The organism is Pacificoceanicola onchidii (assembly GCF_004804335.1).
GTDB classification, from domain to species: domain Bacteria; phylum Pseudomonadota; class Alphaproteobacteria; order Rhodobacterales; family Rhodobacteraceae; genus Pacificoceanicola; species Pacificoceanicola onchidii.
In genome coordinates this window covers 52,104-78,225 of record NZ_SRXY01000006.1, presented here as the reverse complement: position 1 = coordinate 78,225, position 26,122 = coordinate 52,104, and the positions used below count along the sequence as shown (strand labels likewise).

Sequence of the window (26,122 nt, the reverse complement as noted above, 5' to 3'; positions counted from 1 at the left end):
CCGGGCGGGGGTATCTTCCCCGTCCGGTCCATGAAAGGTCTTGAAATGGCGCATAAAAACACGATCTGGGTGGCGGGCTCTTATCTCGACCAACTGGCTTTTGTCTGCGCCATTCGCCTGAGCCTGTAGCCCGCAAACCTTGATTTCAGGCCGCCGCGGCCTCAGCGCAGTTTAGCTCGGCGATCATGGCCTGCCAGTCCGCTGCGGCGCTGTCCGCACCGGGGGCAAGACGCGGAGGCGGGGCAGAGGCCAGCGTGGCCAGAAGCGCCGCCGTCCAGTCCTCTGTCCGGTGCCCGCGCACAAAAAGCCCGCCATCGCCGCTGTCCCGCAGCCCGTCCACCTGTGCGCAAATCAGCCTGCGCCCGGCGGCCCGTGTCTCCAGGGCGACCAGCCCGAAAGCTTCCCAACGCGAGGGCATGGCCACCACATCCACCGCCCGCATCGCGGTTTCGGGATCGTCGGTATGCCCGGCAAAGAAGATGCGCGGATCGTCCCCGGCGAGCGCTTGCAAGGCAGCCTTTTCCGGTCCTTCGCCATAGAGATGCAGCTCCAGTTCCGCGCCGGGCAGCGCCCGGAAGGCGTTGATCAGCACGTCAAAGCCTTTCTGCCGGTGCAGCCGTCCGATCCCGCCGATCACCCGCGCCCGGCCACGCGGCGCAGGCAGTGCATGGAACCCTGACAAATCCACCGTCGAAGAGATGACCCGCAGCGCGGATGCGCGCACCAGCCCCCGGCTCCGCAGCCAGTCGCCCTGCGCGTCGCTCACCGCGACCACCCGGTCAAACAGCGCATAAGCCGTGCGCAGCAGGGCAAAGAACCGCCCTTTGCCCGGAACATTCTGCGCCGTGAAGCTTTCGGTATAGCTGTGCTCCACATGGACCAGCGGCAGATGCGCGTGGCGCGCGCGAAAGGCGATCAGCCGGGGCAGCGCGCGCCAGTTCACCGTCAGATGCGAGACGATCACATCGGCACGGCAGGCGGGCAGGGCCGCGCCTCGGCTCACCCGCATCACCTGATGGCGGGCAAAGGCGCTCATGGCGGGGCTGGTGGTCAGAAAGTCGATCACCCGCATCACGCCGCCGGGCGTGGTGTCGTCAATCAGGTGCAGAACAAGGGGAAGGGGCATAACAGGTCTCCTCAGAAACAAATCACAGACGGCGCAGGCTGCGCGCCATGTCGAGTGGGGCGGTGCCAAAGCGGGCAATGAGCAGGGCTGCGGCGGCGGTCACACCGGTGCGCAGCGGTTCTTCGAACAGGGGCCGGGACGAGCAGGCAAAGGCCCGCCGCAGATAATCCTGCGCCGCCGCGCCGTCGCCGCCGGTGATGGCCCGGCGGGCGAGGTAGCGCAGCTGATAGGCGCGCGCGGCCTCTTCATGAGCCGCGAAAAGCGCCGGGGCCTCGGGCCGAAGTTTCTCGACCATACGCTCCCAGGATGCCAGCTGCGCCTCGGTGCGCGCCGACAGCCCGCCCGCGCTCAGCCGGTATTCGGTCAGCAGCCCCGGCACGCCCTCAAGGCTCCAATCGGTGGTCACGCAGAGCCGCAGCCAGCACTCGATGTCCTCGGACTGGCGAAAGGTTTCGTCGAATACCCAGTCCCGCTCCGTCTCGTAATGCGGCCGGTAGCGCAGCGCCTCCAGCGCCGCCCGCCGCAGCACCGGGGCCGACCCGTTGCCCACCGGATTGCGTGTGAGCACATGCCGCGCGCGCACCCGGCGCAGGCGCGGGCGCTGCGCGTGGCCGATGCGGTCGCCCGCGTCATTGATCAGTGCCGAGCCCGAATAGCTCAGCCCGACATGCGGCGCACGGGCGAGGTGCTCCACATGCGCGGCCAGCTTTTCCGGCATCCACAGATCATCCGCGTCGCAAAACCCGACGATCTCGCCGAGGGCCGCGTGAATGCCGGAGTTGCGCGCGCCCGCAAGCCCGCGATTGCCCTGAGAGACCAGTCGGATCCGCCCGTCCTCGCGGGCCAGCTGTGTAACCAAAGCGGCGGTTTCATCGGTGGAGCCGTCATCAACCACAACGATCTCCATGTCCCGGAACGTCTGCGAGCGCAGCGACAGCAGCGTGTCGGGCAGGGTGGCGCTGGCATTGAAGGCCGGGACAACGATGGATGCATAGGGCATGGGAACACTCCTTTACCGTTTGAAGAAGAACCGGCGCAGCGCGCGCGGCAAAAAGGGATAGGCCAGCCCGCCGAGAGCCGTGGGCACGCCGCGCCGGACCGGCGTGAGAAAGCTCTGCGCATCCTCGCGCAGCCCTTCGCGCACCAGCGCCTGCACTTCCTGCGTGTCGTGGTTCAACCGCATGGCGCGGCGGGCGAGATAGCGCAGATAGCGCGCCTCCGCTTCCGAGGTCGGATCGTGGGCAAAGCGCTGCGCGGTGCGGATCACCTCGGCCCGGCTTTGACGCATCGCGCCCAGATCCGAGGACAGCCCTTCCGGGCTTTGCCGGTAGAGCACGTGATCGCTTTGCAAGCCTTCGAGCCGCGCGCCGGACCCCACGAGAGTGACTAGGAAATCAAGGTCTTCGTTGTGAACCATATCCGCCCGCAGCCCGCCAAGTCCGGCAAACACATCGCGCCGCAAGGACAGGTTCGACATGGTGCACACCGGGTTTTCCGCCAGCAGCATCGGGATTGTCACCGGCCCGTCCGGCACGCTGGATCGGCTGGTGATCTGGCGCGGATCGCCGGAAAAGAAACCGACGCGCCCGAACACCGCATCTGCGTCGCCGCCGAGGATGGCCTCGGCCACCTCCTTGAGCTTGTCCGGGCACCACAGGTCATCCGCATCGCAAAAGCTGACCACATCGCCGCGCGCCAGCGCCATCGCGCCATGATTGCGCGCCGCGCTCGGGCCTTTGCCGGGATTGGCCACCGCCTTGATCCGGTTGTCCTGCGCGGCGAAGGCAATCGCGGTAGAGACGCTGGCATCAATGGAGCCATCATCGACCAGAAACGCCTCCCACCGCGTCCAGCTCTGCGCCTGCAGCGCGCGGATCGTGTCGGGCAGGGTCTTGCCCGCGTTATAAACCGGGATGACGACGGAAATCAGGGCCATGGGTCAGGCTCCCTTGAACACATTGGGAAAGGACAGGCGCAGGGCTGGGCGCGACAGGACGGGCATCATCACGCAGGCCGTGGCAAGATAGGCCCAGGCCAGCGCGGTCAGCCCCAGCGGTGCGGCCAGCGTGGTCGAAAGCATCAGAGCGGCGGTCAGCCAGACCGTGCTGATCAGCTCGCGCCCGGTGCGCCCCTCGGCCCGGAGCCAGCCCGCCGTGGCCGTCCAGAGCATCGTCGGGATCGCCACGAGGCACAGGATCGCCACCGGCTCTGCCAGCCCCGCATGATCCGCGCCCAGAAGCAGCGGCACATACCACGGCGCGAGCAGCGCCTGCAGCACAACAACCGGCGTGATGATGGCGAGCGAGAGCGTCATGCTCTGGCGCAGCGCATCCGAGCGGCTCTCAGCCGTGCACAGATGCGGGAAAAGCACGGCGGCAAAGGCCATGGAAAACGACGTGGCAAGGCTCAGCCCGGCATTGAAGGCCATGAAATACGCGCCGAGCATCTCCGGCCCGAGCAGCGCGCCAACAATCAGCTTGTCGCCGTGCAGCCGCGCGGTCTTGACCACCTCGGTGCCCAGAACAGGCCCGCCAAACCGGGTGAAATCCTGCACAGGCGCATGACCCGCTGCCGGATCGGGCCGCCACGGATGCAGGCGGCGCATGGCAATGAGCCAGATCGGCGCGGTCAGCAGGCGCGGCAGCACCAGCACAAGGGCAGAGGGCCAGACAAAGGCCAGCGCAATCGACAGCATATTAGCCGAAACTGCCTGTGTGCCTGCGATGGCGGCGGTCTGTTTCAGCTTGCCCGCCCGAAGCGCCAGCCCGCAGGAGACCAGCCCGCCGGGCATAAACAGGTATTCCCCCGCCAGCACGAGGATCAGCAGCGCCAGCGTGCTCTTCCCGGTTGTCAGGAAAATCCCGAAGGCCAGCGCGGCCTGCACCGCGAAAAGTCCAAGGCACCAGATCCAATTGATGCGATGCGCGCGGTTGCAGGCTTGGGGGAGGCTGGCCTTCGGGGCCGCAACAAGGCGCTGGCCAACGCCGTTTTCCGTGAGTGATTTCAAGAGGTCCCCGGTGGCCAGCGCCGCTGCAGCGAGGCCGATTTCCGCAAGATCCAGAGTCCGGGCCACCACCAGCACAACGCCGAGACGCGACAGCTTGGTCGCGGCCTCGGACGCGCCATAGGCGAGCAGGTGGCTCAGGAAAGAGGGGGATCTTTGCGGCGATTGGGGCACGGGTAAAACAGTCCTTGTTGTGTGCCTTCATTGCTAATCTCCGCCGCCCCGGCCTGTCATGCACGCGGCCGGAGCGGCCCGCGCCGCCTTTGTCCCATCGCCTATCCGACCGGGTAGGTCACCCATCCGCCCCCGCAGATGCCCCGCAAATCGCGCTGCGTTATCAAGGATCTATGTTCATGAAAGGTGTCTGTATGTCCCGATCCAAACCCGCCCGCGCCCTGCCTGCCGTGCTTTGTCTGTCGCTCATGGCCGGATGCGGCCACGCGCCCAATCCGAAAAACATCGCACCGGTGGCCACCGGCGGCGGCTATCAGGCGCAGTACCGCGATCCGCCCCGCCGCGCCGACACCGCGCACCTGGTCGCCCCGCGCATCAACGCCGAAGCCTGCCAGGGTGGCGGGGGCTTGCGCGCCGAGGATGGCAAGGGCGGCGGGCTGATCCCTTCCGCGCTGCAGGGCGAGCGCCTCACACGCGACGATCTTCTGGATGTGCGCGTCGGGCAGGACGAGACCTTCAACGCCGAATATGTCATTTCCCGCGATGGCTTTCTGAAACTGCCTTTCCTGCCGCCGATCAAGGCGCAGGGCCGCCGCACTGCCGATATCGAACGGGATCTCTCGCGGCTGCTGCGGGACGGGGGGTTTTATGATGCCGAGCCGCGCATCTCCGTCCGGCTTGTGGACATGGCCAGCGTCAATGTCGCCGTCTCCGGCGCGGTGTTCGAGCCGCACGCGGTGGAGGTGGGCCTGCGTTCGGGAAGTGACATCGACCGGGCCCGTCAGGGCGCGCTCGGGGCATCCACCGAAGGCCGCAACCTGTCGACCGCCCTGCGTGCTGCGGGCGGCGTGCGCCCGGACGCGGATCTGACGCGCATCGAGTTGCACCGCGCGGGCCACCGCCATGTGCTCGACGTGCGCGGCGTCTTCGAAGGGCGTCACGCGGTTGATATCGTTCTGCTTGCGGGCGACGAGATTGTCGTGCCCACGCGCATGTGCTTCCAGGACGACCTGATGCGCCCCGGCCCGATCAGCCCGCCGGGCGTATCGCTCTACATGTCGAACCTGACGCAACCGGCCACGGGCAACGCACTGTCAGCCATCGGGCGCGAGGTGCGCGAGGTGCCCTATGGCACGCGCTTCATGCAGGCGGTGGTCGACACCAACTGCGTTGGCGGCGCCCGCGCCAGCAGCGCCCATCGCTCTGCCGTCCTGTTCACCCGCGATCCGATGACCGGCGTGTCGATTGTGATCGAGCGCAAGATCGAAGACCAGCTGCGCCGCCCGGACCGCGACGACTATGACCCCTACGTGCTGCCCGGCGATTCCATCGCCTGCTACGACAGCCGCATGACCAACCTGACCGAGATTGGCCGCATGGTTGGCACCGTTGTGGGGGCAGGGCTGCTGCTGCGGTGATCAGTCCAGAGTCGGTGCCGGCGCCGCCCGCCAGGCGGCGCGGGCGCGGCCCATGGCGGTGGCCAGCGCCTCCGGATCGCCCTGCTCCGCCGCCTCCTCTACCTCGACAAGGGCGGTACGCAGAACGCTCTGGCCAAACACCGCTGCGCTCCCGGCAATCCTGTGCGCCTCTTCGGCCATTTCGCGCAGGGGCAGATGCCCGGTCTCTGCCGCCTCGAAAAAGGTTTCCACTTCCGCGACATAGCGCGCTGTCAGCACCTCTGTCGGGCTGCCTGTTCGATGGGGCGGCTTTGCGGGTGGCGGCGGGGCAGCCGGGGCGTCCTCTACGGGGGCATCGCCGGTGAACCGGGCAATGACACGGGCAAGATCGTCCTGCTCCAGCGGTTTGGGCAGAAAGCCGGACATGCCTTCGGCAAGGAACCTGTCCCGCGCTTCGGGCAGAACATTGGCCGACACCGCCACAATCGGCACGGCGCTGTTGGGGCCTTGCCCGCTGCGAATGTGCCGCGTCGCCTCCAGCCCGTCCATCCGCGGCATGCGAATGTCCATCAGGATCAGATCAAAGCGTTGGCTGCCCGCGGCCTGCACCGCCTCCACGCCGTCGCGCGCCTCCGTCACCCGGTGGCCCAGATCGCGCAGCATGTGCCGGGCCAGATCGCGGTTGATCTCATTGTCCTCCACCAGAAGCACATCCCGTGGCGGCTGATCCGCGACATCATCCGCGTCGGTGTGCCCCTGATCGGCCTCCGCCGGTGCCTCCGTCGGGCGCATCGGCACCCGCAGCCAGAAGACGCTGCCTTCGCCGGGCGTGCTTTCCACCCCCATTTCGCCGCCCATCGCCTGTACGAAACGCCTTGCGATGCCAAGGCCCAGCCCGGTCCCGCCGGGGCCGTCGACCGTGCCGCTCGCCGGATGCGCGCCGGTGTGAAAATCGTCGAAGATGCGGGGCTGTTCGTCTTCGGAAATGCCGATCCCGGTGTCGATCACCCGGATTTCGACCAGCCGCGCCGCCGCGTCCTCCTCGACGCCTTCCCCGATCTGTTCCAGCTCGATCAGGATTCGGCCATCGCCGGTGAACTTGATCGCATTGCCCACGAGGTTGAGCAGGATCTGTTCCAGCCGCGAGGCGTCAATCGCTACCCAGGCCAGCGCCGGGCCGCTCCAGCTCCAGTGAATGGAGTTGCCCCGTTTCTCCGCCGCGCCCGCCTGCGAGTCCACGATATCCTGCAGCACCCGGCCAAGATGCACGACCTCCTCGGTCGTCTCGGACGCCCCGGCCTCAAAGCGCGCCACGTCCAGAACCGCATCCACGTGATGCATCAAGAGCGCACCGGAAATGTCCATGCTGCGCACGTTGTGCGACTGCGCCGAATCCAGCTGCGTTTTCTTGAGCAGGGCCAGATTGCCCAGCAGACCATTGAGCGGCGTGCGGATTTCATGGGTCATCATGGCGAGGAACTCGGACTTTGCCTTCTCCCCGGCCAGCGCCTTGTCGCGCGCTTCCATCAATTCGTTCTCGGAGGCCACCCGGTGCGAGATGTCGCGCAGAAAGCCGATCACCAGATCCTGATCCCCAGCGCGGGCCTGTTGCAGCGCCAGTTCCACCGGGAAAACCTCGCCATTGCTCCGCTTGCCTTCGAGCCGCACCCGGCCATGGCCGACAACCTTGGCCTCCTGCGTGGTGCGCATCCGTTCCATGCCTGCGTCGTGGGCGGCGCGCAGGTGATCGGGGATGATCACATCGCCCAGCTTGCGCCCGTAGACATCGGAGAACCGGTGGCCAAAGATCTTCTCCGCCGCCGGATTGAAGCTCTGGATGCGCCCGCCCATGTCCGAGACGATCACCGCATCAAGCGAGGTGTCGAGGATCGTGTTGAGCCGCGCATAGGCATCCGCAAGCTCTTCTCCGCGCCGTGCCGCCTGCAGGCTGATGCGCCGCAGCCGCGCAATGGCAAAGAGCAGTGCCAGCAGCATCACGATGGTCAGCGCCGCCAGCCGCAGCAGCGTTTCGGCCACGGACTCCCGGCTCACGTCAGACCGCTTTGCGAAATAGCCCAGCCCGGTTGTCGCGGTCAGCCGCAGGAGCGGGCGGATCTCTTCCGCGTCCCGGACCAGCTCCGGCAGGGCCGTGCGCAGGGCGTCGCGCGGCCCGTCAATCACCGGGATGACCGCGTCGAGCTTTTCAAGGATCGCGGCAACGGAGCCGCCGAAATCCGGTTCGGCGCGTAACGCGTCATAGAGTTGGCCCTGCGACAGGGTGATGATGCGGCTGTAGAACAGATCGAACTCGATCACCGCATGATCCAGCGCCGCCGCATCCGCGCCGGGCAGTCCCGCCGCCACAAGCGCCGCGCGATATTCGAGGAACTCCACCTCCGCCTGGCTCAGCGTCCAATGGGTGTTGTCGGAGTTGGCGCTGCGCAGCGAGCGGAACTCGCGCACCACTTCTGAAACGAGAAACGCCACCGCCAGAAGAAAGGCGAGGGCGATCCCGGCAAGCGTGATGCGTGTGGCGCGGGTGGTCCCGCGTATGAAGGTGGGTTGTTTCATTCGGTGATGGTGAGCCTGTCCAGCTGCCAGATGCTGCGCGAATAGATCACCTCGGTCTGAAAGTCGGGACCGGAGGAAAACGGATAGATCACCCAAAGCGGCCCTTTTCCCCGGCGCGACATCGGGTTGCCGTCCATCGCGTAGGCGATGATCGGGACGTCCCCGTCCGCATCGCTCACAGGGATTTCGACGCTGTAATCATTGATTGCCGTGGCCTGGATCAACGTCCCGGTGGCCCCCACATGGTCAAGCAGCGCCGCCAGCGGCACCCCGGTAAAGCGGTTCTCATCCGGGGTCCAGATTGTCTCCGTCACGATGTCAGCCGCTCCCAGCGCGCGCAGCATCTCCAGATCGAAGGCGGCCTGTCCGTCTTCGGTGTTGGTGTGCGCGATGGCACCCGAGACGGTGAGCAGCACGGGCCCTGTTGGCGCGGTCAGAGGCTCTGCACGGGCAGGGCTGACTGCGATCAGGCAAACGGCAAGCAAACCCAGGGCAGCGGCGGATTGGACGAGGCGGAACATACGCAGATCTCCTGTGAACATGGATCATAACCTGACATGAAAGACTGAATACAGGGTATCGGACATCGGGATTGCGCGCCTACCCATAAGGATAGGCTAGCCTAAATTGCACAACCTTAATCAGTATGCGCCGCGCCCGCCGATCACCGCGCGGGCGGTCATGGACAGGATGAGCAGGTCCATGATCAGGCTGCGTGAGCGCACGTAGGCCAGATCCATGTCGATCATCTTGTCAAAGCCAATATCCGCCCGGCCCGCCACCTGCCACAGTCCGGTGATGCCGGGGCGGGCCTTCAGCCGCTCGCGCGCGGCGGCGGGGTATTGCGCCACTTCGGACGGCAGCGCCGGGCGCGGCCCGACAAGGGACATCTCGCCGCGCAGAACGTTCAGGATCTGCGGCAGCTCATCAAGCGAGGTCCGCCGCAGGATACGCCCCAGACGCGTCACCCGCGGATCCCGCCGCGCCTTGAAACACAGGCCATCCCGGTCAGAACTGCCCCGCACCGCCTCCAGCCGCGCCTCGGCGTCCTGATACATGCTGCGGAACTTGAAAATGGTGAACGGCTTGCCATCCTGGCCCACGCGCTCCTGCCGGAACAAGGCGGCGCCCGGGCTTTCCAGCCGGATCAACCCGGCGATCAGCAGCAAAAGCGGGGCCAGCAGGATCGTCAGCAGCGCGCTGCCGACCATGTCAAACGCGCGCTTCGCCGCCGCTTCGGGCTGCACCTGCCGCAGCGCAAAAGCCCCGGCGCGCGCAAGGAAGGTGGCATTGCCGATCAGGTAGCGTTTGGCGAGCCGGCGCGGCTCCTGCAGCAGCCGCCACAGCCATTCGAGGTTCATCTTGCGCACCCATTCCGGCGCGCGGCTCACCTTGCCTGCGAGGAAGTCGAACAGCGCGCCAACCCCAAGGACCACCGGCGCATTCAGCGCCGCGCGGTTGCGGTCAATCCACATTTCCTGCAGCGGCACGCCCATGGCGACAATCACGATATCCGCACCGGAGCGGTTAATCGCCTCGACCGCCGCCGCTTCATCCTGCGCGCCTTGGTAGCCATCGCGCGTGCCGACGATGCGCAGCCCCGGTATGTCGCGCATAAGCTTTTCTGCCGCGTCTTCGGCCGTGCCGGGTGTTGCGCCAAACAGGTAGACCGTCTGACCCGCCGCCGCCGCTTCGCGCAGCAATGCCGGGGTGAAATCGGTGCCGTTGAGGTTCTCCGTCAACCCGCCCCCGGTCATCCGCGCGGCCAGTTCGACGCCGATTCCGTCGGGCAGAACATGGCTCGCCCGCGCCAAAGCTGCGGCATAGGCCCGATCCCGCGCCCTGAGGTTGGCGCAGTGGGCGTTGAGGAAATACACCGTGCGCCGCGCGCCGTTCAGAATGTCCCGGATCGCGGATCCGGTGTTGGTATCCACCAGCGGCAGGGCCAGCACCGGGCGCAGCGGCATGGCGGACACAGGGCGGGCAGAGCGGAAGTCTTCGAGAGCATGGGGGATCATGGCAAGGAACCTTTCAGGCAGCAAAAACATGCCCTTATTCCTGCGACGCCCCCCGCCCTCCGATCAATTCCGCGCCCGGATGGGCCTCGGGCGCATTGGCGATGGGACCGGGCCAGTCGGACCAGATTGCGGACTGACGGTCATTTTAACCAATCCCGAGTTGGCACGGCCTATCCGGACGGGTAGGACTTCTAAACGCTATTCCCCGTGATTTCCTCAGATCAGGGAATACAATACTCCACCGGCCCTCGCGCCGACTGTCCTGATACGAGATGTTGCCCCATGCGTGTACTGATTGCCGATGATCATGATTTGCTCCGAGACACCCTCATTGCCTTTCTTGGCGCAGAGGAAGGGATCGAGCTCGGCAGCGCCGCCAGCTTTGACGAGGCGGCACAGCGCATCGAAGAGGACGAGCCCTACAATCTGGTGCTGCTGGACTACAAGATGCCCGGCATGAACGGGCTCGAAGGGCTGGAGGCCGCGCTTGCCATGAAGGGCGGACAGCGCGTGGCGCTGATTTCCGGCATGGCGACCAAGGACATTGCCGAGCAGGCGCTCGCGCTGGGCGCGGCCGGTTTCGTGCCCAAGACCTTGCCTGCGAAGTCCCTTGTGAACGCGGTGAAATTCATGGCCATGGGCGAGCAATACGCCCCCATCGATTTCATGACCGCCCCTGATGAGACCGCGCCGCATCCGATTGCCGAAAAGCTGACAGAGCGCGAGTTGCAGGTGCTCGAAGGGCTGACAGCGGGCAAATCCAACAAGGAAATCGCCCGCGACATCGGTCTGACGGAGCCGACGGTGAAGCTGCACATGAAAACGCTGTTCCGCAAGCTCGAGGTCAACAACCGCACCCAGGCCGCGATCATCGCCCGCGATGCGGGGATGTTCTGAAGGACCCGAAGCGCACCCGTCCCGAAACTGAGCCTGCCCGCCCCGGACTTGATCCGGGGCCTCCAGCCCACCGCGCGCTGCCCTAACCCCTTGTTCACAAACCAAGGGCACCCTTCTCCCCGGTACCAACTGAAAACTCGGATTGATCCGCGCGGCCCTCACCTGCCACGCGGGCAGCCCCACCTGGGGGATGTTCGATCTGATCAGACTTGCAAGCCGGGATTAAACGCCCCGGCCATGATGATCCGTGACTGGGCGGCCGCCTTTTTCAGGCTTTCACCATCACCAACTGGCAAAACCCCGTCCGGCAAACCCGCCGCGGCGGGCAGAGCGGCTGCGCTCACCTATCCAACTGGGTAGGCCGCGCCCCAAAAGCCCCGCGCGCACAGCCGGGCGCGCCGCAGCGCCGTGTCGCCCGCCGCGGTACAAGCAAGGACACAGGAGTTGTCCCATGTCCCTTGCCAGTGATCCGCCGCTTATTCTCTCCAAACCTGCTCTCTGGCGCGCCCGCCCCTCATGGGCGCGTGTTTTGCGCGGCGGCCGGCTCCGGGACGCGGGGCGGCTCCCCCGGTATTTCCTGCTGACACTGGCCAGCCTGATCGGCATCTGGGGGCCGATCAGCACCTATCTCGCCTCCGCCCCGCCGCGCTTTACCAGCCACATGTCGCTGATCCTGCCCGGTTCGGGGGCGTCTTCCTCGGTCAATCTTGCCAACATCGGCCAGGCCTCGACCCACGCCAATTCCGCCTTTGCCAGCAGCGCGGTCAGCCCGACCGAGACCTACAAACGTCTGCTCTCCGCAGACCGCATCAAACGCGCCGCCGCCACCCGCCTTGGCATGACGCCGCAGGCGTTTGGCGCGCCGCAGGTGCAGCTGGTTGATCAGACCGCCTTTATCCATATCAAGATGACCGGCGAAAACGCCGAAGCCGCCCGCGCGCGCAACGCCGCTTTGCTGGCCGAGTTCATGGCCGAGATCGACCGCCTGCGCGGCGATGAGCAGGACACGCGGCAGACCGGCGGGCTGGAGGCAATCACCGATTACCGCGCCTCTGTCACCCGCACCCGTGCCGACATCGCCGCCCTGCGCGAGACCTCGGGCCTGCATTCGGCGGCGCAATACGAGCGGCTTCTCGATGAGGCCGACGCCCTGCGCGCGCGGATTGATCTGGCCCGCGCCGACCATGCCCGCGCCGCCAGCGCTGTGGAACGGCTTGAAGGCAAGCTGGGTGTGAGCGCGCAGGCGGCGGCGCGGATCCTGCGGCTCAACGGTGATGAGACCTACCTGTCGCTGATGGAGGCCGAAGCCGCCGCCGCCACCGATCTGGCCGAGGCCGAGGCTCGCTATGGCCGCCGCCATCCCAACGTCGAGACCGCCGCCGCCGCGCTCGCCACCGCGCGCGCCCGCGCCGCTGCCCGCACAGAGGCGCTCACCGGCTCTGCCAGCCTGCCCGAACGGGCGGGCGGGGCCGGGCGCGGCGCGTTGCTCACCGAACTGGTGCGGCAGGAAACCGAACGCGCGGGCCTCTATACCCAGATGCAGACGCTGGAGACGCAGCGCCTGCGCCAGTCTGCCGAGCTGGAGCGCCTCGCTCCCATGGCCGCCAGCCTCGAAGACCTGCAACGGGATTTTGACGTGGCCGAGGCGGTCTTTGCTTCCGCCATCGCCCGCACCCAGTCGCAGCGCACCGATGTCTATGCCTCATACCCGCTGGTGCAGGTGCTCGAAGATCCGACCTTGCCGGAAAAGCCCTCGTCGCCCAACCGCAAACTGGCGCTCGCCGCCGGGGTGGCCGCGACAGTCCTGCTGACCGTCGCTCTCGTGCTGGGCTGGATGCGCAGCGCGCTGATCGGGGCCCTGACCCGGGAAAAGAAGACGTCATGAGCCCGCAGACCCTGCCCGAACGCATCGTCTGGCGCGCAATCCTGTGGACATGGCCGTTCTACGCCGTTGGCGCGCTCTACGTGGTCGGGCCGGTGCTGGGCTGGATGCTGGCAGCGCTCGCCGCGCTCTCGCTCTACCTCGGGCCCGCCATCCGGTCGGACCTGCGGGCCACCGGGCCGGTGCCCGCCGTGATCTGGCTCTGGCTGATGGGCATGTGCGTGATGCTGATCGCGCTCTGGGGCGGGCATCTGCATTGGGACATGGGGCTGAAACAGACCATCAAATCCTCGATCGGCTGGGCCAAGGGCTGGGCCTTGCTGGCCCTCTTCCCGCTGGCGGGGGCGGTGCTGCCGATCCGGCGCGAGATTCTGATCCGCGCACAATGCCGCCTCGCGCTCTGGACGCTGATCCTCGCGCCGGTGCTGCTCGCCGCGCCGTTTGCCGGCCTGCCGGAGCGCATCTTCACCTCGCCGCTCAAGGCCGTCGGCGGTCCGGGGCCGGAATACTTCTCGGTCTATTTCTTCACCTATGATCCGTCTTCCTGGACCCCGCGCTGGCAGTTCTTTGCGCCCTGGTCCCCCTTTGCCGCGCTGCTGGGCGTCGTCACCGTGCTCTTCGCGCTGGAAGAGCGCGAGCGGCGCTGGATGGTGGCCGGCGTGGCTGCGGGGGTTTTGATGATCCTCGCCTCGAAATCGCGCATGGGGCTGGTCGGGCTGGTGGCCTGCACGTTGGGCCCGCGCCTGATGCCGCTGGTCCTGCGCAGTTGGGCCTGGGCCGGGCTGGCGGCAGTTGCGGCCTCCATGGCGGTGATCGGAGACTGGCTGTTCCGCAGTCTTGGCGCGGGCATTCAGGCTTTCAAATCCGCCCGCGCCGACAGCACCCGGGTGCGCGCCACGCTGCAACGCATCGCCGAAGAACGCTGGCGCGAAGAGGCGGTCTGGTTTGGCCATGGCCGCGTCGCGCCCGGCCCGCATCTGGTGGAATACATGCCCATCGGCTCTCATCACACCTGGTATGGTCTCTTGTTTGTCAAAGGGTTGGTCGGCTTCTTCGCCTTCCTTGTCCCACTTCTGTGGCAGATCACCCTGACCTTGCAGGATGCCGCCCGCAGCCCCCGGGGACGGCTCCCCTTGGGGATCTGCATGGTGCTAGTGCTGTTGTCCTTTGGCGAGAATATCGAGATCGAAGCCTACCTGCTCTGGCCCGCGCTCCTGATGTTGGGTGTGCACGCGCGGGAGATGGCTGGGGAAAGAATGTAGTGCGTGTTGAGGCCTTTCCCGGATCGCCTTGCGATCCGGTTCGCACCCGACCTCGCCCCCCAGGGCGGGTGCGAAGTTGCGGGACGGTTCGAGTGGTCGTAACGTAGATGCTTGATCGCTCAGCTGCGCCAAACTCAGAAGCCGCCCTCGAGGCCGGGTGCGAACCGTTGTTTCGCAAAGACCAACGGTCGCCTACCGCTTCTCGGAGAGTTGAAAGATCAGGTCGTCAATTTCGTCGAGCAGCCTGTCAATCTTGTCTCGCCCCAGCCGCGCTTCGATCTCTTCGGAGATCGCCGCGCTTTCCGGCGCGGCCTTGGCGAGAAAATCGCGGCCCGCCTTGGACAGGCTGATCAGCGTCTTGCGCCCGTCATCGGGGGCCTTGCGCAGATGAATGAAGCCGCGCGCGTCCATCGCCTTGAGAATGCGCGACAGCGACGGCGCAAGGATCGCGGCGCTTTCGGCCAGTTCCGTTGCGTCCACGGCCTCGTTCTCGTCCAGAACCCGCAGCACCCGCCATTGCTGTTCGGTCACGTCCAGCCGGTGCAGCATCGGGCGAAACCGTTCCATCAACGTCTCGCGCGCACGCAAAAGCGCAATCGGCAGGGCGCGCCGTGTATGGGCGAGGGGGGCAGCGGATCGGCTCCGGTTCTGCGGCATGACTAAGGTCTCCGGTTCTGACCTGACGCTACTTTACAGGTTAATCGTTGACAATCGCAGCGTTGATTAACATGTTAATAAATGAGGAGGACGTCCCATGCCACATCTGTCGATTGAATACTCCGCCGGACTGGAGCGGGACGTATCCATCCCGGATCTGTGCCGCGCCCTGCACGGGGCCATGGTGCAGGCCGGGATTTTCCCGCTTGCGGGCATCCGGGTGCGGGCGCATTGCGCCGATTATGCCGTTGTTGCGGACGGCCTGCCGGAAAATGACTTTGCCGCCATGACGTTGGCGGTGGGGGCCGGGCGCTCGCAGGAAGCGTTGCGCGCCGCCGGGGACCTGATCTTTGCCGCCGCACAGGCGGTGCTGGCAGAGCGGCTTGCTGCGCCGCATTTTGCCCTGTCGCTGGACATCCGCGTCTCCGATCCGGCGCTCAGCTGGAAGGACACACCGATCCACGCGCGGCTCAGCAAGCCCGGCTGACGCGGCGGATTTGAGAACAATTGCAATGAAAGGTCCGCTGTTGCATGTTTCGCCCCATGCAATTTCTCGACTTCGGACATGACCCCTGGCTGGTCGCCATTTCGCTGGTGGTGGCGCTTGTCGCCGGGGCGACGGGGCTGACCCTGACCAAGGACCTGTCGCAGATCCCGCCCGCGCGGCGCAAGCTCGCCGTGGCGATTGCCGCCGTGGCGCTGGGCGGTGGCATCTGGTCGATGCATTTCATTGCCATGCTTGGTCTGCGCCTGCCGATCCTGTTCTATTATGACGCGGCGATCACGCTCGTCTCGGCGCTGATCGCCATCCTGATGGTCGGCCTTGCGCTGATCCTGCTGCATTTCACCCACCGCACGCGCGGGGTGATCGTGGCGGCGGGCAGCATCGTCGGGGCGGGAATCCTCGCCATGCATTACGTCGGCATGGCCGGGATGGAGCTGTGCCAGCCGGTCTATACGCCGGGCGGCGTGATCGGCTCGTCGGTGCTGGCCATCGGGCTGTGCATCGTGGCCTTTGGCGTGGCCTACGGGCGGCGCACCAACCGCAACATCGCACTGGGCACGCTGTGTTTCGGGGCGGCGGTCTTTGCGGTGCATTTTCTCGCCATGGCGGGCACGAATTTCATCGCGCTGCCCGAAGCGCGCGAGTTCGGGCCGCTGATCAGCAACGAGATCATGGCCATGGGGGTGATCCTGTCGAGTTTCGTGATCTTTGGTGCGTTTCTCTGGGTCGGGGCGACCTTGCTGATCCCCGAAGAGGGGACGGCTCAGGCTGCCGCGCCTGCGCCAGCCGCCGAGCCGACACGTGAGCCGACCCCCGAGCCGGAACAGCCCGTGCTGCGCATTCCCTGCGAGCGCGACGGCGGCAAGGTGTTTGTGCCGGCGGGCGAGGTGGTCTTCCTGCGCGCCGACGGCCATTACACCCAGGTTTATACCTCCGAAGACCGGCACTTCTGCGCATGGCCGATCACCGAAGCGACCAAGCGGCTCACGCCTCTTGGCTTTGTGAAGGTGCACCGCAGCTATCTGGTCAACCCGGTCAAGGTCACCCGGTTCGAGCGCAGCAAGGACAAGGGGCGCTGCACCTTCGGGACAGAAACCCTGCCGCCGGTGCCGGTGAGCCGCTCGCACCTCAAGGAGGCCGAAGAGGCTTTCGTTTGAGAGTAACGGCTTCCTGATTTCGAGGTGGATCAAACGGGATCCGGGTTAGCCAATTCTTTCCCCCGGATCGCTTGCGATCCGGTTCGCACCTGACCTCGCCCCCGTTTCGCCGAAGGCGAACCATTGCTGATTGGCGAACCTCTGGTTCGACGGCGGGTGCGAAGTGGCGGAACGTTTGGAGGGGCTTCGACGTGGATGCTTTGAAGAGTTGACGGCGACAATGCCGGGGCCCGCCCTCGAGGCCGGGTGCAAACCTCTGTTGCTCAAAAAGGCATAGCAGCGCAACTCGTGCGTCCAGCGGCGCAACTCGTGCAAAACCCTCGTAAACAAATGCTTTTGGGGTGCCTTGTGCACCACCGCATGCCCCCCTGAGGCCAGCCAGAAAACTTGCTCAGGGAGGAGTAGCAATGATTCCAGCGGCCTTTGAATACCACCGGCCAAAGGACATGGAGGGCGTTCTTGCGGTGCTGAAAGAGCACGGAGACGACGCCCGCGTCCTTGCCGGGGGGCACAGCCTGATCCCCATGATGAAACTGCGCATGGCCGACGTGCCGCACCTGATCGACCTTCAGGATGTGGAGACCCTGCGCGGCATTTGCATGGACGCAGGCACTGTTCACATCGGCGCCATGGTCACTCAAGCGGAGATCATCGCCAACGACCAGCTTGCGCAGGCCGCGCCGATCATGCGCGAGGCCTCTTTGCAGATCGCGGACCCGCAGGTGCGTTACATGGGCACCGTGGGCGGCAACGTCGCAAACGGGGATCCGGGCAACGACATGCCGGGGCTGATGCAGTGCCTTGACGCCACCTTCACGCTTGTGGGCGAAGAGGGCGAGCGCACGGTCAAGGCGCGGGAGTTCTACGAGGCGGCCTATATGACCGCGCGCGATGATGAGGAGGTTCTGACCTCTGTCAGCTTTGCCGCGCCCAAAGGCGGCTCGGCCTACGAAAAGCAAAAACGCAAGATTGGCGATTATGCCACGGCGGCGGCGGCGGTGATCCTTGAGAAATCGGGTGGCACCTGTTCGGCGGCCTCCATCGCCATGACCAATCTCAGCGACACGCCGATCTGGTCCGAAGCGGCAGGGGCGGCGCTGATTGGCACGGCCGTTGACGCGGCGGCGATCAAGGCGGCGGTGGCGGCGATGCTGGGCGACATTGACCCGGCTGAAGACAACCGCGGCCCGATTGAATTCAAACGCCACGCAGCGGGCGTGATCCTGAGCCGCGCCATCGCGCGCGCCTGGGACCGGGCATAAGGGGAGGAAACCGATGTCCAAGAAAATGCACATCCAGATGACCGTGAATGGCGAAGAGCAGGAATTCCTGGCCGAGCCGCGCGAGTTGCTTATCCATACGCTGCGCGAGCGGCTGAACATCACCGGCCCGCACATTGGTTGCGAGACGTCCCACTGCGGCGCCTGCACCGTGACGATCAACGGCAAGTCGGTGAAATCCTGCACCATGTTCGTCGCGCAGGCTAATGGCGCGGAGGTGACCACCATCGAAGGCCTCGGCAACCCGGACAGCCTGCATGTCCTGCAGGAGGCGTTCAAGGAACACCACGGGCTGCAATGCGGCTTCTGCACGCCGGGGATGATCACCCGCGCGTCGAAGCTGCTCGAAGAGAACCCGACGCCTTCAGAGGAAGAGGTGCGCTTTGGCATGGCGGGCAACATCTGCCGCTGCACCGGGTATCAGAACATCGTGAAATCCATTCTCGCTGCGGCTGAGGAGCTGAACTCTGCGAAGGAGGCTGCGCAATGACCGTCAGATCGTGGAGCGGCCGACCGGCCTCAAGTAACGAAGTGGTAGGCCAAATCAGAATGGAGGCGGCACAATGAAGGACGAAGTAACCCGCGAGGAACGCGTCGACGCGCTGGGCGGCATGGGCTGCAAGCGCAAACGCGTGGAAGACGCCCGCTTTACCCAAGGCAAGGGCAACTATGTGGACGACATCAAACTGCCGGGGATGCTCTTTGGCGATTTTGTCCGCTCGCCTTATGCCCACGCCCGGATCAAGTCCATCGACGCCTCTGCGGCCTTGGCTTTGGACGGGGTGATCGCGGTTCTGACCGCCGACGATCTGCGCCCGCTTGGTCTGCACTGGATGCCGACGTTGGCCGGGGACAAGCAGATGGTTCTGGCCGATGGCAAGGTGCTGTTTCAAGGGCAGGAGGTGGCCTATGTGGTCGCCAAGGACCGCTATATCGCCGCCGATGCGGTGGAACTGGTCGAGGTCGAGTACGAAGACCTGCCGGTGCTTGTGGACCCGTTTGAGGCGATGAAATCGGATGTTGTCCTGCGCGAAGACCTCGTGGGCGAAGACGGCAGCCTGCCGGACGGCGCACACGGGCCGCGCAAACATCACAACCACATCTTCACGTGGGAAGCGGGCGAAAAGGAGGCCACCAAACAGGTGATCGACAACGCCGACGTGGTGGCCACGGAGACCATGTATTACCACCGCACGCACCCCTGTCCGCTTGAGACCTGCGGCTGTGTGGCGTCGATGGACAAGGTCAATGGCAAGCTGACGCTTTGGGGCACCTTTCAGGCACCCCACGCGATCCGCACCGTGGTGTCCCTGATTTCAGGGATTGAGGAGCACAACATCCGGGTGATCTCGCCCGACATTGGCGGCGGGTTTGGCAACAAGGTCGGGGCCTATCCGGGCTATGTCTGCTCGGTTGTCGCCTCCATCGTCACTGGTGTTCCGGTGAAATGGGTCGAGGACCGGATGGAAAACCTGATGACCACGGCCTTTGCCCGCGATTACTGGATGACCGGCAAGATCAGCGCCACCAAAGACGGCAAAATCACTGGACTTGATTGCCATGTGACCGCTGATCACGGCGGGTTTGACGCCTGCGCCGATCCGACGAAATTCCCGGCGGGGTTCATGAACATCTGCACCGGCTCCTATGATATTCCAACGGCGTATCTGGCGGTGGATGGGGTCTATACCAACAAGGCTCCGGGCGGTGTTTCGTATCGTTGCTCGTTCCGGGTGACGGAGGCTGTCTACTTTATCGAGCGGATGATCGAGGTTCTGGCGATTGAGCTGGATATGGATGCAGCCGAGCTGCGCCGGATCAACTTCATCCGCAAGGATCAGTTCCCCTACAAGGCGGCGCTGGGCTGGGAATATGACTCTGGCGATTACCACACCGCCTGGGACAAAGCGCTGAAGGCCGTGGACTATGACGGGCTGCGTGCGGAACAGGCGCAGCGGGTCGAGGATTTCAAGGCGGGCAAGACGCGCAAGCTGATGGGCATTGGCCTGACGCATTTCACGGAGATCGTGGGGGCCGGGCCGGTGAAGAATTGCGATATTCTTGGCCTTGGCATGTTTGACAGCTGCGAAATTCGCATCCATCCGACAGGCTCAGCGATCGCGCGGCTTGGCACAATTTCACAAGGTCAGGGACACGCGACAACCTTTGCGCAAATCCTTGCCACCGAGATCGGTCTGCCGGCGGATAGCATCACCATCGAAGAAGGCGACACGGACACCGCGCCTTATGGGCTGGGCACCTATGGCTCGCGCTCAACCCCGGTGGCGGGGGCGGCGACGGCCATGGCGGGGCGGAAAATCCGCGCCAAGGCGCAGATGATCGCGGCGTACCTGCTCGAAGTGCATGATGATGACGTGGAGTTCGACGTGGACCGCTTTGTGGTCAAAGGCGCGCCGGAGAAGTTCAAGACCATGAAGGAGATCGCCTTTGCGGCCTATAATCAGGCCATTCCGGGGATCGAACCGGGGCTTGAGGCGGTGAGCTACTATGACCCGCCCAACATGACCTATCCGTTTGGGGCCTATGTCTGTGTCATGGACATCGACGTGGACACCGGCGAGGTCGACATCCGGCGGTTCTATGCGCTCGATGACTGCGGCACCCGCATCAACCCGATGATCATCGAAGGGCAGGTGCATGGCGGTCTGACCGAGGCGCTGGCCGTCGCGCTGGGGCAGGAGATTGCCTACGACGACATGGGGAACGTGAAGACGGGGACGCTCATGGACTTCTTCCTGCCCACCGCCTGGGAGGTGCCGAACTATGAGACGGACCACACGGTCACGCCCTCACCGCACCACCCCATTGGCGCAAAGGGTGTGGGCGAGAGCCCGCATGTTGGCGGCGTGCCGTGTTTCTCCAATGCGGTGAACGACGCCTTCCGGGCCTTTGGGCTGCGGCACACGCATATGCCGCATGACCACTGGCGGATCTGGAAGACGGCGAACCAGCTTGGTCTGCATGGCTGAGGGGTTTCGGGTCACGTTGTGACCCGACCGGGCGGGGGCGCTGCCCCCGCACCCCCGAGGTATTTTTGGCCCAAAGAAACAGGAGGCGCGTGTGGACGGCTTTCAATCCTTGCAGGACAGGCTGCGGGCCGAGGGGTATGTGGCCTCGGACGATCTGGCCGTGGCGTTGCATCTGGCGCTCACATTGCAGCGGCCTTTGTTGCTCGAAGGGGCGGCGGGCGTTGGCAAGACGGAAGTGGCGCGGGTTTTGGCGGCGGCGCAGGATACGCGTCTTATTCGGCTTCAATGTTATGAGGGTTTGGACGCGGCGCAGGCGATTTACGAGTGGAATTACCAGCGGCAATTGCTGGCGATCCGGGCGGCGGCGGAAAGCGGCGAGACCGGTCGGGCCGTTGAAGATCGGATATTCTCTCGGGAATACTTGCTGGAGCGGCCATTGTTGCAGGCGATCACGCAGGATGCCGCGCCTGTGTTGCTGATTGATGAAATCGACCGGGCGGATGAGGAGTTCGAGGCGTTTCTTTTGGAGATGCTGGCGGACTACCAGATCACCGTGCCGGAGCTTGGGACGATTGAGGCGGTGACAAAGCCCGTGGTGATCCTGACGTCGAATGGCACGCGCGATTTGTCGGATGCTTTGCGGCGGCGCTGTCTGTTTTCCTATGTCGAATACCCGGACCCGGCGACGGAACTGGCGATTTTGCAGGCGCGCTGTGCCGGGATTGAGCGGCGTTTGGGCGAGCAGATCATCGGGTTTGTGCAGGCTTTGCGGAGCGAGGATTTGGAGAAGGTTCCCGGCGTGGCGGAGATGCTGGACTTTGCCGCCGCGCTCATGGGGCTGGGGATTGCGGATCTGACGGATGATCCGGCGGTCTTGCAGAACACACTGACGACTTTGCTGAAGACGCAAGCGGACCGGGCGGCGGTGACGACGGAAGTGGCGCAACGGCTTGCGGGGAAGGCGGCATGAGCCGGGTCACACGCTTTGCCGCCCGCGATCCGGGGTCTGCGGCGCGCATGGCCGGGTTTGTGGCGCATCTGCGGGAGAATGGCCTGCGGCTTGGTGTGCAGGAAAGTGAGGCAGCACTCAGCGCGCTTACGCATGTGGAGGCGGCGCGGCCGATGCTGGCACGGGCGGCGCTGCGTGCGGTCTGCACGGGATGCAAGGAAGAGGCGCAGCGGTTTGACGCGTTGTTCGAAGCCTATTGGATGGACATGGGGCGGGTGCGCACGAAGGTGGTGCCGAGCGCCGCGCCGCAGAAGGGCGATGACGCGGTACACTCTTCGCGCAATGCCAAAGGTGAGGACATGGGCGGCTCAGGGCAAAGCACCGCGCCTGATGGCGGCGACGGCGAGGCGGAGCGTGACGGCGAGGGCAAGCTGATTGCCACCGAGCGGCGCAACCTGTCGCGGCGAGACCTGCGTGATCTGGTGCGGCCCGAAGAGATTGCCGAGGCCGAGGCCGTGGCACGGCGTCTGGGGCAGGCGCTGAAGGACCGGCGCTCGCGTCGGCGGATCGCGGCGCGCAAAGGCGACCGCTTGCATTTTCGCAAGACCATTCGGCGCAGCCTTTCGACCGGGGGCGAGCCGCTGCGGCTCTACCGGCGCAAACGCCCGGACCGCGCGCCGAAGATCGTGGCGCTGTGTGATGTGTCAGGTTCCATGGGCGTGTATGCGCAGGTGTTTCTGGCCTTTCTGGCGGGGCTGATGCGCGGGGATGACACGGCGGATGCGTACCTCTTTCACACGCGGCTGGTGCGGATCACCGAGGCGCTGCGCGACCGCGATGCCATGCGGGCGATTGGGCGCATGTCGCTGATGGCCGATGGATTTGGCGGCGGCTCGAAGATTGGCGCGAGCCTGCAGCTCTTTGCCGAAACCTATGCGCGGCGGTTTGTCGATGGGCGGTCGGTGGTGATCATCCTGAGCGATGGCTACGACACGGCGCCGCCAGAAGAAATGGACCACGCGCTGGCGCGATTGCGCAAGCGGGGCTGTCGGATCATCTGGCTCAACCCTTTGAAAGGGTGGAAGGATTACGCCCCCGTGGCGGGCGGTATGGCGGCGGCGCTGCCGCATCTGGATTTGTTCGCGGCGGCCAACACCCTGGCCGATCTGGCCGCGCTTGAGACGGAGTTGACCCGGCTATGACCCCTGCAGAATTCCTCTCTGATCCGATTGCCGAGACCGCGCAGGATTTGCGCGACCGGCAGGAACCCTTTGCCTTTGCCACGATCGTGCGCACCAACGGCACCACCGCTGCCAAACCCGGCGCAAAGGCGATCATCGGTGCGGACGGGGCGATCCTGCACGGGTTTCTGGGCGGCGGCTGCACGCGCGGGGCGGTCAGACGTGCGGCGCTCGCGGCGATTGAAAGCGGCGGGCCGAAGCTGATTTCCGTGGCTCCCGAAGAGCATCTGGCGGAGCAGGGCAAAGCGGCGGGCGAGGAAGAGGCCGGGGTGCTTTACGCGCGCAATGGCTGCCCCTCGCGGGGCACGGTTGATATCTTCATCGAGCCATGCCTGCCGATGCCGGAACTGGTGGTTCTGGGCGGCTCGCCCGTGGCCGAAGCGCTGTGCCAGCTTGCGCCGCAGTTTCACTGGTCGGTTGCCGGGGAGATCTCGTCTGCGGTGCCTGCGCGGCTGCGCGTGATCGTGGTGGCGACGCAGGGACAGGGGGACATGGATGCGCTGACGGCGGCATTGCAGGCCGGGACGGAGCATGTGTTCTTTGTCGGCAGCGCGAAGAAATACGCGGCTTTGTCGGCCAAGCTCGTGGCGGCGGGGCAGGAGGAGGGCCGGGTTGCTGCGGTTCATGCGCCGGCAGGGCTGAACATCGGGGCGGTCACGCCGGAAGAGATCGCCCTGTCGATCCTTGCGTCACTGGTACAGATCCGCCGTGCGCCGGTGCCGCGTGGGGAGGATCGGCCATGATGCGACGGTTTTTCAATATGTTAAGGGCGCGGCTGCGTCCCAATCGGGCGCAGGCAGAGATCCTCGCCCGGATCAAATTTCCCTGTTGCTGAAGAAAAGGAAGATCCATGCAACTGAGTGACGAGATTACCATCAACGCGCCGAAAGACGTGGTTTATGCGGCGCTGAACGATCCTGAGGTGCTGCAACAGTGCATTCCGGGCTGTGAGGAGTTGATCAAGCACTCCGATACGGAACTGGAGGCTAAGGTGGTGCTGAAGGTCGGGCCGGTGAAAGCGAAGTTCTCCGGCACGGTGACGCTGGACCAGAGCGGCGCGCCGGATGCGTTTTCCCTCTCCGGGCAAGGCAATGGCGGCGCGGCGGGCCATGCCAAGGGGGGCGCGGATGTGACTTTGACGGCGGACGAGGGCGTGACGGTGCTGCGCTATGACGCCAAGGCCGAGATCGGCGGCAAGCTGGCGCAGCTTGGCAGCCGCCTCATTCAGGGCACGGCGCAGAAACTGGCGAGCAAGTTCTTCAAGAGCTTTGCCGAGGTGGTCGAGGAAGAGGCGGTGGCCTGAGGGATTCTTAAACGCCGGATCGCGCCGCGTCTTTGGGCGGGCATTCCAGATCTGTATCCCCACGGGATGTCTGACGGTCAAAAAATGTGCGAACTGGCGTCGTTGGGGCGGGCTTGAAGGGTTACTTCTGCCCGTCCCCTTTTTGCACGTCCCTTTTTCGCTCGGTCTCGGGTTGCTGAGACATATGCCGTTCGATGGCATCAAGCCGGGCCAGCACCGCGTCGCGGTAGCTTTCCGTGGCAGCGACCTCTTCCTCGGCGTGGGCCTCCTGCATGGAGTTCACGATGAGGCCGACGATCAGGTTTACCACGGCAAAGGTGGTCATCAGGATGAACGGCACAAAGAAAGCCCAGGCGTAGGGATAGACCTCCATCACCGGGCGCACGATGCCCATGGACCAGCTTTCCAGCGTCATGATCTGGAACAGCGAATAGGCCGACAGGAAAATGGTGCCGAACCAGTCCGGGAAGCTGGCGCCGAAGAGTTTGGTGGCCATCACCGAGGCGATGTAGAAGATCAGCGCCATCAGCAGGAAGACCGAGGCCATGCCGGGCAGGGCGGTCACGAAGCCTTCGACCACCCGGCGCAGGGTGGGCGCGACAGAGACGAGACGCAGAAGGCGCAAAATCCGCAAGGCCCGCAGTACCGCAAGCCCCTGCGCGGCGGGGATCAGGGCGACGCCGACGATGACGAAGTCAAAGACATTCCAGCCGTTGCGGAAAAACGCCGGGCCGCGCGCGATGAGCTTGGCGGCCAGTTCCACGACAAAGATCGCAAGGCAGAGCCGGTCGAGCGTGACGATCAGCCCGCCCGCCGCATCCATCAGGGTTTTGGAGGTTTCCAGCCCGAGGATCACGGCATTGAACAGGATCACGGCGGTGATGGTGTTGCGCGTGGCAGGTTTGTCGAGAATCGCGCCAAGGCGCTCGCGGATCGTCATCGGGGGGCTGCTCCAGAGTGGCGGTATGCGTCAGCAGCGGAGATAACGCCTGTCCGGAGCGGCTTCAACAGCGCGCAGGCAGGAGGGAGGGGCAAATTCCTTCGAAGGAATTTGCAAAAGTCATGGATGACTTTTGGCACCGCCCCGGTCGGAGGACGGCGCCTTGGTGATTGGTCAGCCGACGATCAGCTGTTTGAGCTTCAGCGCTTCATATTCCAGCGCGGCGAGGCGGAAATTCACCACGTCCCCGATGGTGATCATGCCAACCGCATAGTCGCCATCCATCACCGGCATGTGGCGGAAACGGCCGTCGCTCATGCGGCGCAGCACCGTGACCAGCGATTCGGAGCGCGTGGCGGTCTGCACCTCGGTCACCATGATTTCATTGATCGACTGCGGCAGGGTGGTGCCGGGCGTGTCCGCAAGGCGGCGCACGATGTCGCGTTCGGACAGGATCCCGGCGACGGAGCCGTCATCGTTCTTGACCAGCAGCGCGCCGATCCGGTTGTCGCGCAGCACTTCAACCGCGTGCTGGATCGTATCGGTCGGGCTGATCCAGATGATATCGCCGCCCTTGCTGTCGAGCACATGCCCCACGGTGGCCTCGGCGGCAGACAGGTTGGTCTGCAGCGATTGGCTCTGCGTGCTTTTCTGCTCGTCGTCGCCGCGGGTTGGGGGCTGATAAGATGTTGGCATGCTTTCCTCCGCTTGTTCTTTGCTTCAGCGTACTGCAAAACGCGGCAGCGACAACAGTTTTGAGCAAAAGAGG

Annotated in this window: 23 protein-coding genes; 13 read left to right on the top strand and 10 right to left on the bottom strand. The window is 65.2% G+C overall.

The genetic code is table 11. The features are described 5' to 3' along the window. Positions 1-145: 145 nt before the first annotated feature. The 4 genes from E4662_RS15960 to E4662_RS15945 are packed head-to-tail and all read right to left on the bottom strand — an operon-like array spanning position 146 to position 4,304. Entirely contained in the window at positions 146-1,126 is a 981-nt protein-coding gene (locus E4662_RS15960) for a glycosyltransferase (RefSeq protein WP_136442605.1), read from the bottom strand. Between the two features lie 22 nt (positions 1,127-1,148). Continuing rightward, positions 1,149-2,126, bottom strand: coding sequence for a glycosyltransferase family 2 protein (locus E4662_RS15955; RefSeq protein ID WP_136442604.1), 978 nt, complete (start codon positions 2,124-2,126; stop codon positions 1,149-1,151). 12 nt (positions 2,127-2,138) lie between these two features. Continuing rightward, a complete protein-coding gene (locus tag E4662_RS15950) occupies positions 2,139-3,062 on the bottom strand; it encodes a glycosyltransferase family 2 protein (protein WP_136442603.1) in 924 nt (307 codons plus the stop codon). A gap of 3 nt (positions 3,063-3,065) precedes the next feature. Further along, entirely contained in the window at positions 3,066-4,304 is a 1,239-nt protein-coding gene (locus tag E4662_RS15945; protein WP_240705218.1) for an oligosaccharide flippase family protein, read from the bottom strand. Positions 4,305-4,483: 179 nt separating this feature from the next. On the opposite strand from E4662_RS15945, the gene E4662_RS15940 reads away from it, so the two are divergent. Next, a complete protein-coding gene (locus tag E4662_RS15940) occupies positions 4,484-5,722 on the top strand; it encodes a polysaccharide biosynthesis/export family protein (RefSeq protein WP_420819270.1) in 1,239 nt (412 codons plus the stop codon). Here the strand turns inward: E4662_RS15940 and E4662_RS15935 are convergent, their stop codons facing one another. The 3 genes from E4662_RS15935 to E4662_RS15925 all read right to left on the bottom strand — a co-directional run bounded on the left by E4662_RS15935 (position 5,723) and on the right by E4662_RS15925 (position 10,320). Beyond that, a complete protein-coding gene (locus E4662_RS15935; protein ID WP_136442602.1) occupies positions 5,723-8,272 on the bottom strand; it encodes an ATP-binding protein in 2,550 nt (849 codons plus the stop codon). Beyond that, the gene (locus E4662_RS15930; RefSeq protein ID WP_136442601.1) at positions 8,269-8,793 is read right to left on the bottom strand and encodes a putative pterin-binding protein; all 525 of its coding nucleotides are present in this window, start codon (positions 8,791-8,793) and stop codon (positions 8,269-8,271) included. Before E4662_RS15930 ends, E4662_RS15935 begins: the two co-directional genes overlap by 4 nt. A gap of 120 nt (positions 8,794-8,913) precedes the next feature. Beyond that, on the bottom strand, positions 8,914-10,320 hold the full coding sequence (locus tag E4662_RS15925; RefSeq protein ID WP_240705217.1) for a WecB/TagA/CpsF family glycosyltransferase: 1,407 nt from the start codon (positions 10,318-10,320) through the stop codon (positions 8,914-8,916). Between the two features lie 252 nt (positions 10,321-10,572). Between E4662_RS15925 and E4662_RS15920 the strand changes: the two genes are divergently transcribed. The 3 genes from E4662_RS15920 to E4662_RS15910 all read left to right on the top strand — a co-directional run bounded on the left by E4662_RS15920 (position 10,573) and on the right by E4662_RS15910 (position 14,331). Beyond that, positions 10,573-11,187, top strand: a complete 615-nt coding sequence (locus E4662_RS15920; RefSeq protein ID WP_136442600.1) for a response regulator transcription factor — start codon at positions 10,573-10,575, stop codon at positions 11,185-11,187. Positions 11,188-11,638: 451 nt separating this feature from the next. Continuing rightward, entirely contained in the window at positions 11,639-13,072 is a 1,434-nt protein-coding gene (locus tag E4662_RS15915; RefSeq protein WP_136442599.1) for a GumC domain-containing protein, read from the top strand. Beyond that, positions 13,069-14,331 carry an O-antigen ligase domain-containing protein gene (locus E4662_RS15910; protein ID WP_136442598.1) on the top strand — a complete coding sequence of 421 codons (1,263 nt, stop codon included), beginning with the start codon at positions 13,069-13,071 and terminating at the stop codon, positions 14,329-14,331. Before E4662_RS15915 ends, E4662_RS15910 begins: the two co-directional genes overlap by 4 nt. 192 nt (positions 14,332-14,523) lie before the next feature. Here E4662_RS15910 and hpaR read toward each other — a convergent pair whose 3' ends face one another. Next, positions 14,524-14,988, bottom strand: coding sequence for a homoprotocatechuate degradation operon regulator HpaR (gene hpaR, locus E4662_RS15905; protein WP_136442597.1), 465 nt, complete (start codon positions 14,986-14,988; stop codon positions 14,524-14,526). 97 nt (positions 14,989-15,085) lie between these two features. On the opposite strand from hpaR, the gene E4662_RS15900 reads away from it, so the two are divergent. The 9 genes from E4662_RS15900 (at position 15,086) to E4662_RS15860 (ending at position 24,413) form a co-directional block, all read left to right on the top strand. Then, positions 15,086-15,475 (top strand): 5-carboxymethyl-2-hydroxymuconate Delta-isomerase, encoded by a 390-nt coding sequence (locus tag E4662_RS15900; RefSeq protein ID WP_136442596.1) that lies wholly within the window; start codon positions 15,086-15,088, stop codon positions 15,473-15,475. Positions 15,476-15,531: 56 nt separating this feature from the next. Beyond that, on the top strand, positions 15,532-16,650 hold the full coding sequence (locus tag E4662_RS15895; RefSeq protein ID WP_136442595.1) for an MHYT domain-containing protein: 1,119 nt from the start codon (positions 15,532-15,534) through the stop codon (positions 16,648-16,650). Between the two features lie 407 nt (positions 16,651-17,057). Next, a complete protein-coding gene (locus E4662_RS15890; protein WP_136442594.1) occupies positions 17,058-17,912 on the top strand; it encodes an FAD binding domain-containing protein in 855 nt (284 codons plus the stop codon). 13 nt (positions 17,913-17,925) lie between these two features. Continuing rightward, positions 17,926-18,420 carry a (2Fe-2S)-binding protein gene (locus E4662_RS15885; RefSeq protein WP_136442593.1) on the top strand — a complete coding sequence of 165 codons (495 nt, stop codon included), beginning with the start codon at positions 17,926-17,928 and terminating at the stop codon, positions 18,418-18,420. A gap of 73 nt (positions 18,421-18,493) precedes the next feature. Then, on the top strand, positions 18,494-20,920 hold the full coding sequence (locus E4662_RS15880) for an aerobic carbon-monoxide dehydrogenase large subunit (RefSeq protein WP_136442592.1): 2,427 nt from the start codon (positions 18,494-18,496) through the stop codon (positions 20,918-20,920). 91 nt (positions 20,921-21,011) lie between these two features. Further along, positions 21,012-21,890, top strand: coding sequence for an AAA family ATPase (locus tag E4662_RS15875; protein WP_136442591.1), 879 nt, complete (start codon positions 21,012-21,014; stop codon positions 21,888-21,890). Further along, entirely contained in the window at positions 21,887-23,071 is a 1,185-nt protein-coding gene (locus E4662_RS15870; RefSeq protein WP_136442590.1) for a vWA domain-containing protein, read from the top strand. Before E4662_RS15875 ends, E4662_RS15870 begins: the two co-directional genes overlap by 4 nt. Further along, entirely contained in the window at positions 23,068-23,853 is a 786-nt protein-coding gene (locus E4662_RS15865; protein ID WP_136442589.1) for an XdhC family protein, read from the top strand. Before E4662_RS15870 ends, E4662_RS15865 begins: the two co-directional genes overlap by 4 nt. Positions 23,854-23,960: 107 nt before the next feature. Beyond that, the gene (locus E4662_RS15860; protein ID WP_136442588.1) at positions 23,961-24,413 is read left to right on the top strand and encodes an SRPBCC family protein; all 453 of its coding nucleotides are present in this window, start codon (positions 23,961-23,963) and stop codon (positions 24,411-24,413) included. 121 nt (positions 24,414-24,534) lie between these two features. Here E4662_RS15860 and E4662_RS15855 read toward each other — a convergent pair whose 3' ends face one another. Together E4662_RS15855 and E4662_RS15850 are read right to left on the bottom strand one after the other, a co-directional pair. Next, positions 24,535-25,353, bottom strand: a complete 819-nt coding sequence (locus E4662_RS15855; protein WP_136442587.1) for an ion transporter — start codon at positions 25,351-25,353, stop codon at positions 24,535-24,537. A gap of 174 nt (positions 25,354-25,527) precedes the next feature. Then, positions 25,528-26,049 carry a CBS domain-containing protein gene (locus E4662_RS15850; protein ID WP_136442586.1) on the bottom strand — a complete coding sequence of 174 codons (522 nt, stop codon included), beginning with the start codon at positions 26,047-26,049 and terminating at the stop codon, positions 25,528-25,530. Positions 26,050-26,122: the final 73 nt, after the last annotated feature.